Below are 15,048 nucleotides of genomic sequence, written 5' to 3'. Positions count from 1 at the left end.
TTTGTGCTTAAAATTTATCAAATTACTGTTTTTGTCTATTTATGGGTTTTGTCTTTTTACGGTTATTATCTATTTAATATTTTTTCTCTATAATCATAAGTGATATAGTCCTTAAGATGGTTGATAAAGCTATTGATCATCGCCGCTGCCTCGGCCTTTGTAACCGCTTTATTTGGGTTAATGTAACCCTCTGGTGTACCGGTTACAAGTCCAATTTCATTGGCCATGTAAATATAGTCCTTTGCCCATTCCGGTATAGCGGCATCATCAGCAAAGCTCGTACGATAAGGTGGCGCTGGTGCCATGTACTCTAGTCCTAAAGCTTTGATCATTATGGTTATGGCTTCTGCTCTTGTGAGCGTTTCTCCGCCCTTAAAGTAACCATTTTTCCCTGCCATTATATTGTTTTCTTTAATGTACTCAATATAATGATAGTCAGGATCGGTCACCATAATATCTAAATAAGGCGTCTCAACACCTGGTCGCATCCGTTTGATGATTTGTGTACTGGTTGGTTCTGGTAAGACACCATGTGTTGCTACCACCATTGCTTTACCAAAATCAAGTCTTGAAATCACACCACTTGGAACAAAATACTCTTTTTCAACATCAAACACTTCTAATGAAGTGAGGAGGAAAATTTCTTTCTCTGCCCAATGCCCACCGATATCACGAATCTTTGGCGTTACAAGTGCTTTTGATTCGAGCACGACATCCTTGCTCATATGAACATCTCCTGTATTTCGTCTGGTGCTTGTGGTATCAATTGCACCGCCACTCATATAGGGAAGCGAATACGTGTAAGTTAGTACGTTCTCTTCACTGGTTACTTGAAAGTAATTGCCTCTAAAACTGATGCTTTGAGGATCCGTATTTTGATAGAGGTAGCTCACAGACTTTGTGGATGACATGCCGATGTCTACTGTACCTGTCCAAATGTTGTACTCCTTCGAACCATAAACAGTAGGATCATAGTTCGCGTTTGGTGTGGCGCTTTGAATCTCTTGACTGACGACGATGGTTTCATTATTACCATATAGATGATCATAGCCTACGATTGGCTTTGCATCGATGATATAGGTAACATAGCCTTCGTTGTCTAGATAATCCCCATTGAGATAGTAGGTTCTTTCAGAAATAATATTGCCAGAAAAATAATTGACTGCAGGTGTATTATCCTCAAGCTTACTCTCGTTAAAGGTGTATTTCCCTAGCGTATAAGTACCACTTCCTGTAGTTATGGTCTCGGCATACTTTGAAAGCTTTTGTTCATAGGCTGTTTGACCCAAACCACTGTTAGAGGTTTTGGTAACATCAAAAGTGATATCTCTTGTAAGTGTAATGCCTTTTGCAGCATTACTGAGTGCAAAGGTATATTTCAATGAATATTTGTCACTTCCTGTCGGTATGGTAGGTAACTTAACCGTCCCTTTTAAAAGTACTGGCTCACCCGTAATGAAGCATAGCTCTTGATATTCATTGGTACCTGAAATCATCAGATCCCCTACGAGCCCGCCATCCATCCAGACCACCTGAGCACTTGATTCATATGTGATTGTACTGATCCAAATGAGCACCATAAATAGGACGATGCTTACCTTAAATTTTACTTTCATAGTGACTCCTTACTCAACAAAGATTACCAATGCACTTTCTTTAATACGCATCACATAAATATAGTCGCCCATTTGAATGTCATCTACCGAAATAACTCGATTATTTTTTATGACGATTGCGTCCGTGTATTTTATAAAGATGTTTGCTTTATTTGCTGTCCACTGTCCAGTATAATCTGTCCAGTCATGTGAATCTGTGATTTCTATACGATCCCAAGTAGCATCATCTCCCGTTACAATGCCTCTCGAAAGAACAGCTCCTGTAAAAGTATCTTCCAGTTTCTTTGGAATGTCTGACTCATAATATAGGGTATCATCAAAATTCTGTCCAGACAACAAACCTTTTTGTCTTAGATGCATCGCAACAATAGCACTATCCGCTTCATTGACGACCATAAACGCATAGTAACGTTCAAATTGTAATCCCGCAGACGATGATGTGTAGGTTTTATCTACGTTCTCACTTCTTGCATAGGAAGCATGCCAGAAATCTGCTGGCTTAATCGTTTTGATATCAGTCGCATCTGTTAAATCGACGATTTTACTGTCTGTATAGAATTTATAATAACCTGATTCATTGGTGTTAACTGCATTTAGGAAATTGTTTGTGTACTGTGTATAATTCGTGAAAGTAATATTAGAAGGATTTACAGTTTCTACAACACCAATCCTAATGCTATCAAAGATGCTATCATAAGGCGTTACAACTTTTACAACCATTGCGTTTTTGTTGTATGAGCCCATAGGGCTTTCTGATACAACAAATACAGTGTCTCTTGCATTCAGTTGAGAAGAAGGAACAACCAATCCATCTTTGATTACAATGGTGCCATCTGTGATGTTAAAGTTCTCTTTTGTTGCTATGTCAAAGCTACCCAGTGTATGGTCAATCGTTCTAACTGTACTTGAGAACATCATTTCACCACCAGTTTTAACACTTAGTTTAACAACTGTTGGCTGGCCATAGACGTTCTTTACAACGGCATATGTTTGATAGCCTGCATAGTTTCTTTGTAATTCATTTAAAGTCAATTTTTGATTGCCCGCATAATACTCCGTTTTTTCATCTACCTTAAGGTTGATACTATAAGTATCTGCTGATAACCAATCATTATTGCTGATGTACTCTGGTTTAGAAACACCATCTGAACCAATTATTTGAACTTCTTTTCTCGCTTCATTAACGTTCTTTATTTTTCCCTTGTAGATAATTTCAAACAAAATCTCAGGTGCTTCAATTTCAATTTTAGATGCCTGATCCGTGGAAATATTGTCAAAATAGACTTTAACTGGCTGACCTGATTTTAATGCTGATTTAGTGACAGTATTACCATCCTTAGTTATTTGCGTATCTGAAGCAATTTGATAGTACTCTGTTTTCCCGTCGCTTAATTTGACAGAGAAGCTGTTTTGGTACACCGCGACGATGTCCCCCATACGCATTTTTCCGTATTTAGGAATATAGCCTGGTTCCCCACTATAGGATTCTCCTTCAACTAAGGTAATATAGCCATTTGAAATCTCCACATCAACTGGCATACCATACACAAAATTGTTGAGATCCGTTACTCGATCATTAATTCTTAGATTCGCATACGGCGCAAGGGGAAACTGATAAACTTTATCGTCATAGCCGTAGATCGTCATCGTAGCAGGACCATCTTCAGCAAGAGGTGTTACTTCTCTTACAGTTCCTGAAAGACTCGTTTTATCAAGGGGTGCAACCTTGATGTAGATGATTTCTCTATTCTCGTTAACGAGATACTCCATCACATCGCCTACTTCAAGCAAGTGAACACCACCAACTTTATCATTTTTATAAGTGATCACATCATCCCTTTGACCATCGTACATGTTTTCATCGACAAGTATGTCAAAGGTATCACCCGTAATGTCTACAACTCTGTATATTTCTGTAATGACAGTAGAACCATTTTTGTACTGCGTTTTTGTATTGATATCGATCAGTGTGCCATAGTGAAACGTCGTATATATATCGGCTTCGTTACTTGCTGCAATTTTTTCCAAAATCAAGTTGTGGTCTACCACTTCAACGTACTGAAGATCTCCTGCAAGAGTGACATATTCCACTTCATCACCAAGCTTTAGATATGAGTTATTCGATACGATTCCGTTTTTATAGACAACATAGTCATATTGTAAATTGCCTTTAGAGTGCGTTTCACTCACTAGGTTGGTCACTGTTCCATCCGTATTTTTTACCGTTACAGTATTGCGTTTAATGGTATCACCATTTTCGTAAATGGTCTCTGGTTTAACCCCAATTACAAGTCCAAAACCAGATGCGATATTTCTTGCTGTATACTGTGTATCCGTTGCGGCTGCCATAATAACAGCAAGTTCACCTCTTGTAACGTTCTCTTTAGGACCAAATGAACCGTCATTATTAAGGGGAATAATGCCCTCCGTCGTCATATCTTCAATTAAAGAACGGTAAATTGGATTAACATTCACCCAATCTGAATAAGTGAATACAGTTTGCTGACTAAAAACTGGCGTTTTACCTATCGCCCTCGCCGTCCAAACCGCTACAGTTTCTTTATTCACCGCTTGGTTAAGATTGAGCACTTCTGCTGCGGTAATAATTCCAAGTGTCTGTGCTTCAGTTAAATACTCTTGATTGCGAAGCTGAACGAGCTGAGCATCCGTAGTGGATGAGCCCGCTTGGTTATAGACTCTTTGCATTACTGCAGCTTCATTACCTCGCATCCTTACTAGCATCCCAAGAATATCATAGCCAGTGGCATTTCTAGCAGGATAATACTTTTTATCACCATATTGTTTAATGACTCCAAGAGCTGCCATACGGACGATACTTTCATGTCCGTATGTGCCCTTAATATCACTGAAATAACTATTTGTAATGATGTCTTTTCCTTTGACACTTCCAGTTAGTGTATTGGCATTTGTCGTGTCCGTTTTAAGTGCTGTAAACTCAGGTACTGGAACGTCAAATGGCATCGCAGCAAATGCAGCAAGTGGCGTCACTAAGCAAACGACTAATATGAGTATGATTATTTTCTTCATGAGCCTCTCCTCCCTAACGATTTGCTAACAATACATAGTGTCCTGCATCTTTGATTCTTGCAGTAACGCGATTGTTAATGGTATCTACAGTTGCAGATACGGCTGTATAGGTACCTGTCGAAACATTGTATTTATACATCTGAATTTGTGCTTCTCCAGAAGTCGTCAGACCCGTTGGATCATAGTAAAGCGTCAAGTCCATGGTGGAAGCAAGCTGTGTAAAGCTCTTAGTAGATTCATTTGAACTTACATCAAAGGATACGCTATGAACTTTTGATACTTGCTTTTTCCCTCGAACGTTTGGCGTTAGATAGGATCTTGAAGAGCTCATTGAGGAATCCTCAACAATTCGGGCATAAGCACTATAAAGATCTGCAACACTTCTAAAGGTTGCTGTGTTCGCTGCTACTGGAGTAAATCTGTACTGACTGTTGCCAAAATCTATCGTGATGCTGGTTAACCCTGATCTTACCAATGTCTCTGGTAATAAGATGCGTTTCGTCGTCATTTGAGCGGTCACTGAGTCTGATAAATCTATGTTAACCAAGCCCTTCGTAATCTTAGATGCTAGATTTACCGTCACGATACTTCCATTTTGTACGGTACTATAATCTTGACCACTTGGTACGCCCAAATCTCCATCGAGGTCTTCTGGACCCAGTTCATCGATATTTTTTGTATCCTGATAAGTTAACGCTGCGACATTTGAATACCCTGAGGAACCAAACTTATTTACAGCCTTTACTACAAAGACAACTCTTTCCGCAGAGCTCATATTTTCTAGCCCTGGTAATGTCGTTATTTTGTAAGGTTCAATATTGGTGATGCCAAGGTATTTAAAGTCACGATAATTGTTACTCATCAGTTCAGCGTTTGTTTTAATCCCAATATAGACATAGATTTCAAAGTAATTTGCAGTGTCTGAGACATAATCATAAAGCTTAATATAACGATCATCTACTACTGAAACCTTAAGTCCGGAAGGATCCTTCGGTATTGGCACCGTATAGTTGAGTTTAACACTGTTATCAGTAATACCACCATCTGCATTTTTCACGACGATGGTCACATCTCCCTCAAAATCAACTTCAGGTGTAGTAACCAAGAGCGTCTCGCTGTCAACAAACTCAACCTTGGCCGCTTTGATGCCATCTTTTACATATTTAATTGAGTCGTCTCTATAAATCCCTTGTTCTGTTTCTGCAACTGTATCAGAAGAGCCTTTAGTTAACCACTCTCCACCAAAGTATACGGTTGCACCTTCTGCAAAGCCAGTTCCTTTAAGCTTGATTACCTGCCCTCCAGTAACGTGAATTCTATTGATTATACTGTCGTTTTCATCCGTGATTACTGGTGATAGTGTTGGTGCAGAAACTACGGTAATGCCTGGATTTTTAATCGCAATACCGAAATCATTATTTAGAACCTGAACGCCTTTTGCTCCTAACGTCATATTATTAGGTGTCGTAAAGGTGAGTATAGTTCCTCTTTCTGTTATAACGCCATTATAGATTGGAATACCAGCACGCGTACCGATGATTACATAAGCACCTTCTCTAAAGTCACTACCAGTGATGACGATTTTATTGCCACCATAAATTGATGTTTTTGTCGGTGTGATCTTATCAATTCTTGGTCCTGATAATGGCTTTTTGTAAACAAAGTAGAAAGGTAAAGTTGAAGCGCCATAATTTGGTCCAATTAAATCGGATAGGTTATTTGAAGTTGCCAAACCCTTATCTTCATTTTGAATCATAACTGGATATTCTTTATCCACATCGTTAATCGTTGCCTTTGGTACGGTTGCTACGATCAAGTCATATGTGATGCCGTTAATTTGCTTTGTTGTCACTTCTTTAACAGTTGCTTTATAAGAACCAATATAAACGGCTACATTATTTCTAAAGTCATTACCGACAATTTCAATATCAATGCCACCATCCATCGAGGTTTCCACTAACCATTTGGTTTCATCAAATGATAGGTTTTGAGGTTCAATGTTAAGAATTTTTGGTTCACTTGCTGGGTTGGTATAAGTGAAGTTTTTAGTTGTCTTTCCACCGTCTGAGTTATAGTAAGCAATTTGAACCGTACCGATCGTGTAATACGATGGTGTCACAACTGTAACGTGTGTGTCGTTGTCATAGGTTGCCTTAGGTGCATAACCTCTTTCAACGAAGACACGACGGTCCGAAATCTCTAATTTGACATATTCATACGCGTTGCCACTGTAAACGTTGTTATCAACATTTTTGAGTCCATTTGGAACGTAGTACTCTCCAGCTGAATTTTGTAGCATATCCAGTGGTAGATAAGCGACAGTATTGTCATAATCAAAGGTTCTCGAATAAATAATATTATTTTCTGTAACGGTGAGTTTCACTTGACCAAGATCACCATAGTAGCTCATTGAAAGGCCACCATCTAAGTTGACGGTCGTCCTCTGATTGTTAATTAAACCAGAGTTGGCTGAGTTTCTATCGATGCTTCTGTTGTCAATAGTGCCAAATCTCACCAATGCTTGAACATGATCTAATAATTGAATTTGAGATGCATCATCGTCTTTATAGCCGTAAACGACTGAACGATATAGTTTAGAACCATAGATATCTTTTGGTTCCTGTCCCTGTCTTCTACCGAAGTTTGGAACGATGCTACTGATCACTGGCGTCGTTGCGTTGTATGTGTATTTTACTTTATTACTTACACCAGAGTCATTGTTGATGACGTATACATCTACAGCGCCTGCACTATGTGCTGGCGTAATAACTTTGATAAAGCCCTTCGAGTATTCAACGATTTTTGCTTCGTTTTCGCCAAAGTATACTTTCGGCAAAATAACTGAATCATAGTAAACAGAGTAATAAGGGTTGGTCAGCTCTGGATAAGAAGTCACCGCACCTGGATCTACAGCTGCAGATAACAGGTCATCCCAAATACCGTTTTTGTACTGATCTATGAATATATCGCCTAAATCATAATTTGGACCACCTACAGAGTTTTCATATGGCTCATAGAATCTGAACTCATAGCCAATAATCTCAACGATTTCACCACCATTAGATGAACCACCCGTTGGAACAATTCTCGATATAACTGGGTCTGACATCGGAATAATGTAGGTAAAGCCCTTGTCTCTTCCCGTATTACCACCATCTGGATTGACGATAACGACTGGAACAGCAAGTTCATCTACGCCATAGTCTTCATTCAGTTTTTTAATGGATTTTGGCATTTTAATTTTTATCCATGAACCATCCAGTGCGACGTATGTGTCTGAAGCAGGAACTTCAACAGAGTCGATAAACACTCTTACCTCGTCTTCGAAATCACTTCCTGATATCGTGACATAGTAACCGCCATCTACCGAGCCCTTAGGAGGTTCAATTGTTGTAATAATTGGACTAGATGTCGCTTGAGTAATATAGTAGAAACCATTGTCACCCGTTTTACTAGCGGTTTTAGTATCTGGATTCACAACTGAAATATCTTTATAGCCCTTTCCTGTGGTTAGGTAAGGCACTGTAAAAATAATTTGATTTTTGGATAATACTTTAGATAGATTACCATCAATTCGACCCGTTGCAGAGTTAACAGTATACGGTGTAATCATATCCAGTTGAGTACCATCGAGCTCAATCCCCTGATTATTGACAACAATTGGTCTAGTGTAACCAATGCTATCCTCTGCAACGATTTGATCCACAGCTTCATACTTAACCACATAGCTCTTGTCCTTACCATTGGTTAAGATTGGTTGCTCTAAAAAGTTATAAGAAAGTGTGAAACGCTCGCCATCTGCAGATTTTAATGTGATCGAATCAGTATAATCAGACAAATAAACTTGCTTTTCGCCTTCTTCATTTAATCCAATTCGAATCAGTTGGTTGTTCATGGTTGAAACAAATGTTGGACCACCTGTTATTGCAATAGTCGTCGCAGAGGTGCCACCATTGTAACTAATGCTTGCACTGCCTATTAATACATTGTTTTTATTATAAGCTTGATAGCTGCCACCAGAGTATTTAATTGCATATACTTCAGTTGCAGTTACGATTGCAGGATTGCCATCTGCGTCATTTGAAAGCGTAACGACATCTCCCGTACTTTGGTTAATGGTTGTCGTATTGTCCGCAAACTTAGAATAGACAGGCTTACCAGCATCTAGCTTAATCAGCGCCTCTTCTGAAGGTGCAGCATACACATCAAAAATAATGTTACCCGTCGTATCTCTTTTATATGAGTTAACTTCTTTGCCATCTAATAAGATTCTCGATCCGATTAATCGGTAAGCATCAATTCCACGTTCAGTTACAGCAGTCGGATCCGGTTTAAGGAAGTTATCACCATTAACCACAACTAAAGTACCATAGGTTCCAAGTGGTGGTGTAAAACTATTAAAGATTGGATCCTTATTAAAGGTTTTTACATACGTGAAGTCGCTTACTGCCAAACCACCACTCGGATTCAAAATTTGAACTTGAGTTGTTCCTTCACGTCCTGGAGGCGCTTTAAATTTAACCAGTATTTTATTACCAGTCGTATCGAGCTCTCTTGTGAAGTTCGTAATCTCTTCTCCATCCAAGAAAAGCTTCAATCCATTTTGAAGGTTAGAACCTGTAATGGTAATCGTTTCCCCACCTTCTACCGTTATGATGTTCGGCTTAACACTTTCAATAACGGGAATGTCTGAGGTTTTGATAAACTCAACAAAATCTGATTTAATACTTGATTTACCGTAATCTGCAGATTTTCTCGTCGGGTTGGTCACTTGAATGTGTTTGATACCGCCATCGGCGATTAAAGCGCTACTTGGTATACGGATGAGGATCTTCGTTCCAAGTTGATTGTTACTTGTACCATCTACGACGTTGCCCTCACTGTCGAGAACAATCATATCCAGTGGCACAGGTTTCCCGTCAGAATACGTAAGTACGTTTTCAATGGCATCGGTTTCATTAAGTTTATATTTGATAATCCCTCTAACCGTAACACCGCCACTTGTATACTCTTCATTTGGGAAGAAGCCAAGCTGATATCTGTTATTAAAGGTATTGTTGTCATTTTTCTTAATCAAGACTGTAGGCTTACGTGTAATAACCGTACCGTCTGTATCAACGAAACGATCTACTAAGAATTTGTCACCTTGAATTGCAATTAAGGTTTCATTTTTAAGCTTTGAATACGCAGTTGCCGTATCTTCGATTTGAATCATACCCGGCGTAAAGGTATCAATTACTGGAGTAAAAGTACTCGGTTCAAATTCAAAGCCATTGGTTTTGGTAATGATTTGATTGAATACAAACTGTTTGCCCGCGTTCACACCGTCTTTAATTTCCAGTACTGTAGAAATTTCGATAATGACATCTTTAAACGGATTGGTCTCAGCGTCAGTGACACTATCGGTTACAACCATAACCTGGTCGGTAGCTGCTTTTATAATTTGGAAAATGCCATCGGTATCTTTATAGAATTTTACTTTCTTACCGATTTGCATGTTGATTTTACGCTCGATTGTAACGTTTTCACCTTTATAAACGCCATCTGCATAGTTTAAAACCAATATTTCATCGTTTGATTCACTAGTAGGGTCAGTTTTAAAAGCACCTGTTGTCGATAAATCGGGAATGTTTAAGGTCAATAAATTTAACGCCTTGATCTCGACATTACCACCTGTATCTGGCCCTTTTTCAGGATAAATACTAACGATGGATGGTTTATAATCCGCCTGAATAACTGTAAATTCATCATAGCTACCGTCTTGCCTTAGGACGACCTGTTCTGCAACAACCTGTCCATTTTGCACGTCGGTGATAACAACATAGTAATTTCTTCTTTCAAAGTCTTTATTACTTGGGAGGCGTACGGTGAGGACGTCTTCGTCTCCATTGACATTTAAACCAAGTGAAACAAACTCTGCTTTATTTACAGAGGTGAATTTATCTGAGCCATCAAGTGCTTTAAGGAAATAGACTTGATAATTTCTCGTGTCGGAAAAATTGTCCGCTCTAAAATAAACTTCATCTCCTAATACACCCGTAGTAGAGTCGCCCTTTGCACCTGTGTTTGGAAACATACGGACATCGTCTAAGTTTAAGTCTTCAATAATTCTAAATGCATTTTGATAGGTGTACTCTATCTCAACATTAGGATCGGCCGTTACAGACTTTCTTAGTATGATATTTTGATAGCCAAGTGATCCTGGGTTGGTTGGATTGTTAAGCGTAAGGGTTGATGATGAAGAACCAGTACCTAAGGATGCTGAAGATAAACCTGATCCATAAGTACCTGTGATATTGCCTGTGTTGATGGTATCCAAATAGTTACCTGTAAAGGTGATGCTATTTGGCGTTTGATCTTTATTTACGGTTTGTTTGTTTGAGCTTTGAATGTTTGGAAATGTACCTGTATTTAAGTTGATCGTTCTATTTCCTATTCTAACTCTACCAATAAATGATTGTGTCTCATCTGTGTTGAGGTTAAATTTTACAAATGTTGATGAGTTAATCACTCTCGTTCCCATACTGACAAAGCCTTGCCCGTACTTCTCAAAGAGGACTTCAACATCTTTTAAATTCTCACCTAGGATTTCAATATAGCCATTGGTGATCTGAAAAACTTCGTGTGAAATGGCGTATTTTACATCGGTTACGACGACATCTTCACCGCCACTCGATCCAACGACCAGTGCAAAGGATAGGATGCCATCAAGCGGGATAGACCCCAATATAGTAATGATCGTTAGCAATATAATCAAAGTTTTTTTCATAATGCACCTCACGCAAAATTTTAATGTTACTTATCTAAAGTTATAAACGAATTTGACTTTTTAACTGTGCTTTTTACAAGATACACTTCTCCCATAATAGCAAAATATACTTGTATTATATCAAATACTTTCTTCTATTTGGATTAAAGGCTCTTTACAAGCATGTGACACCCTTATGACAGGATACACCACAATAGGAATATCGGATATTTTCTCTATTTTCTTTAAGAAAATTAACAGGTTGTCTTTATTTTGTAACATTGATCGTTTATTTATGTATGATTTATCTTTTTTGATAAATGATTTGGATTGGTTGTCCATAACTTGTAAAGGTAATAATTATGTAATCCACTTTTATTTTCAGAAAATTTTGTGTATAATTGAGTGAAATATGAAAAGTCTGTAATACTGTATATACAGCAATTGGAGGACTCTATGGCTGATTATAAAATAATACGTTCTGGAGAAGCTGAGTCAACGTATGAAATGAAAAATAAAAATTCACAGGTAGAAAAAAAATTTCATGATGATGATTTGCAAATAAGTGTTTTGCATATTTCTTCTGATCGAATCCTATATATAGAGCCACTCCCCTCAGAAGAGGACTTTAAAACCTATTATATCGTTAAAGGCGCATGCTTTGTTTTTGAAGACGCTTCTATTGTTAAGGCTGGTGATATTCTTGTTTTCAAAAACACTTCAGAAGTACACACCTTAAAAACCTTAGAGGACACCATCATCGTCGTCCATGCAACCAATTATGATGTCTATAAAACGCTTGAGAATAATCACAGCATCGTCGATCGCCTCATTAAAGAAATTCAAGAAAAAGATCATTATACTGGCGAGCACAGTCAACGTGTTTTTGAACTGGTAAAAAAACTTGCCGTGAAGCTCGGTTACAAATCAAAAGCTTTAAATTTAATTAACAAAGCAGCTTATTATCATGATTTGGGTAAAATAAAAATTCCAGATGAGATTCTAAACAAACCAGGTGCGCTTGATGCTTCTGAATTCGAAGCGATTAAACTTCACGTTGAGCATGGTAAGAGCTTGATTCTTGAAAACTTTGATCCTGATGTATTTAAAATCATCTATCAGCATCATGAAAGAATAGACGGCACAGGCTACCCAAATGGACTAAAGGGGGAAGAGATTTGTTTTGAAGCACGTATTTTAGCTGTTTGTGATAGCTACGATGCCATGATAACGGATAGAGTTTATAAAAAAGGGAAATCTGTTGAATCTGCTTTACTTGAACTGAAAGAACTCTCGGGAACAAAATACGATAGTGAAATTGTTTCTGCTTTTATAGAAATGATTTTAGATGAAAATACTTTTTAACTTTTAATCGAATTTAAGGTAAAAAAAAAGACTTCAATTCATACGAATGAAAGTCCATCTAAAAGTTAAGAAGGGGGGAATTTCACGAGTGGGTTAATTTGGGGGATGCCCACTCGGAATTCATTATTGGGGTTTTGTTGCAATTTAGGTAAATATTTTGGGGGTTTATTGTGTTAAGCGATCTGTTTATCACTTATCATGCTCTTATATTAAAATAGAGTTGTGTATAGGTTATGACCCCTTTGTGAATAATCTGTTAAGTAATAAAATATTACAAAATAATTTAAAAACCTACTTAATTTTCTATTTAATCGTATCTTTTTTGCTTCCAAAGTTTATTATCTATTATAATTGGTAATAATAACTATATTGATATACTATAGATGAACTTACTACTTTTACTATATTATAAAACGTCATTCATGGTATAATATTCTATTCCCAAATATACTTATTTAAGGAGTTAATCATGTTGATCTCCCCAGTTACGCAAACTGATCCTACATTTATCATAAAGACCTTGGGAAAATTCGACGTTTCTAAAAACGGCGAGTCTCTCGTCAACTCATCTGCAGGTTCCAAGAAAATTTGGGAGCTTTATAAGTTTATGCTGACACATCGTGATCGTGTTTTTACACCTGAGTCTTTAATGGATCAGCTATGGGTAACTGAGTCCTATAGTGATCCAAGAAGTACACTTCGTAGACAAATGCATCGTCTTAGACAAGCTCTCGTAGAGAACAATGACTCCGAGCTGACTAAAACACTCATCTTTTCTAATGGTTATTATAAATGGAACGATCAAATTCATTTTGAAATTGATGTCGAAAATTTTGAATACTTAATAAAAAATGGTGAAGCTTTGATGCAAAACTCACCTTCACTTGCTCTTCAGAGTTTTTTGAAAGCCATCCACCTTTATACTGGAGACTATTTACCAGATTGTGTGGATCAGCACTGGGTGTTTTCAATTCGCAACCACTACAGACGCTTGTATTTAAAGACCGTCCTCAATGCAATTGAGCTTCTAAAGGCACAAAGAGAATACGAGGAAATCATCTCACTTTGTCGTAGAGCGATTGTCATCGATATTTATGAAGAAAGTTTTCATTTGAGTTTGATGGATGCCCTTATGCATAAGGGTGAACAAAAAGAAGCATTGGAGCATTATGAGTACATCACTGGTTTCTACTATACTGAGATGGGACTAAAACCTTCAGTATCGATGAAATCACTTTATAAGAAGCTTTTACAAACACATCAACCTGTAAAATCAGAAAGCAGCTTATATGAAGTATTAGAATCAGATCTCGTCATGGAAAATGCATTTTATTGTGAGCCAGGTACATTTAAATCCATCTATGAGCTTGAGAGAAGAAGATCTCAACGCTCAGGTGTTTCTTTTAGCATCGGTGTTGTTAGCGCTAAAAAAATTTCAGGCTATAGTCAGCCACAAGAAGATTTAAGAATTTCTCATTTAAAACAGCATCTGATGTATCACCTAAGAAAAGGAGACACATTTACACAATGGAATGATTCTCAGTTCATTGCGCTTCTTCCAGGTGTGGACTCTAATTTAATGAACAAAGTACTGAGTAGGGTGCTTACTTCATTCCCTAACAATGATCAAATAGCCATTACACAAATTAAAGAACTTAAGTAGTTTGGCTTTATGCTTTCAACATTAATCTAACAATTTAAAAAAAGTGCTAGTGTAAATCTTATCAATAAGATTTACACTAGCACTTTTTTTATTTTTAAAACTATATGAGAATTATGTTTAACATAATCTCTAATTTTAAAATAATTATTTATTTGTCACAAGGATGTCACATGGATGTTCCCACCGTGTCACGCATGACACTTATAATTGTAAATATAATAGAAAATACGTCCATAGGAGGTGAGCGATGAACAAGAAAAATAATCCCGTATCTAAAAGTTTTGGATCTAACTTCTTAGTCACCATCTATCATCAAGAAAACTACAGCTGGCAAGGTGCAGTAGAATGGCTGGATACAGGTAAAAAGATGCACTTCCGAAGTGAACTTGAACTAATTAATTTGATCAACTCAGCGGTTTCTGAGCAGGCGAATGATTCGAAACCGATGCGTACATGGCATGATGAAAGAGTAATAAACGCTATCTAGCGTTTACTTATAGCAAGGGCAAACCTTATGAAAATAAGGGACGCAAAGTCAGGAGTCTAAAGTCTAAGATGGGTAATAATGGGGTATCTACGATTAGACCACGATCGTCCGACTGCCAATT

The 15,048-nt window shown here is 37.6% G+C and carries 6 protein-coding genes and 1 riboswitch; of the genes, 3 read left to right on the top strand and 3 right to left on the bottom strand.

Annotation, left to right across the window (positions count from 1 at the left end; translation table 11 throughout):
• Nucleotides 1–65 precede the first annotated feature (65 nt).
• The 3 genes from AC4PID_RS08535 to AC4PID_RS08525 are packed head-to-tail and all read right to left on the bottom strand — an operon-like array spanning nt 66 to nt 11,433.
• Nucleotides 66–1,616 (bottom strand): S-layer homology domain-containing protein, encoded by a 1,551-nt coding sequence (locus AC4PID_RS08535; protein WP_492135146.1) that lies wholly within the window; start codon nt 1,614–1,616, stop codon nt 66–68.
• 9 nt (nt 1,617–1,625) lie between these two features.
• Nucleotides 1,626–4,664, bottom strand: coding sequence for an S-layer homology domain-containing protein (locus tag AC4PID_RS08530; RefSeq protein ID WP_492135145.1), 3,039 nt, complete (start codon nt 4,662–4,664; stop codon nt 1,626–1,628).
• A 13-nt stretch (nt 4,665–4,677) separates the two neighbouring features.
• Nucleotides 4,678–11,433 carry an IPT/TIG domain-containing protein gene (locus AC4PID_RS08525; protein ID WP_492135144.1) on the bottom strand — a complete coding sequence of 2,252 codons (6,756 nt, stop codon included), beginning with the start codon at nt 11,431–11,433 and terminating at the stop codon, nt 4,678–4,680.
• 435 nt (nt 11,434–11,868) lie between these two features.
• Between AC4PID_RS08525 and AC4PID_RS08520 the strand changes: the two genes are divergently transcribed.
• The 3 genes from AC4PID_RS08520 to AC4PID_RS08510 all read left to right on the top strand — a co-directional run bounded on the left by AC4PID_RS08520 (nt 11,869) and on the right by AC4PID_RS08510 (nt 14,927).
• On the top strand, nt 11,869–12,777 hold the full coding sequence (locus tag AC4PID_RS08520; RefSeq protein ID WP_492135143.1) for an HD-GYP domain-containing protein: 909 nt from the start codon (nt 11,869–11,871) through the stop codon (nt 12,775–12,777).
• Between the two features lie 469 nt (nt 12,778–13,246).
• A complete protein-coding gene (locus tag AC4PID_RS08515; protein WP_492135142.1) occupies nt 13,247–14,440 on the top strand; it encodes an AfsR/SARP family transcriptional regulator in 1,194 nt (397 codons plus the stop codon).
• A gap of 247 nt (nt 14,441–14,687) precedes the next feature.
• A complete protein-coding gene (locus tag AC4PID_RS08510; RefSeq protein ID WP_492135141.1) occupies nt 14,688–14,927 on the top strand; it encodes a hypothetical protein in 240 nt (79 codons plus the stop codon).
• Between the two features lie 7 nt (nt 14,928–14,934).
• Nucleotides 14,935–15,047, top strand: a riboswitch (cyclic di-GMP riboswitch).
• The last annotated feature ends 1 nt before the right edge of the window (nt 15,048 follow it).

The sequence above is a fragment of the Fusibacter sp. QWL-12 genome, assembly GCF_058683495.1.
The sequence above is the reverse complement of the archived record's forward strand: the minus strand, read 5'-3'. Positions and strand labels throughout refer to the sequence as shown.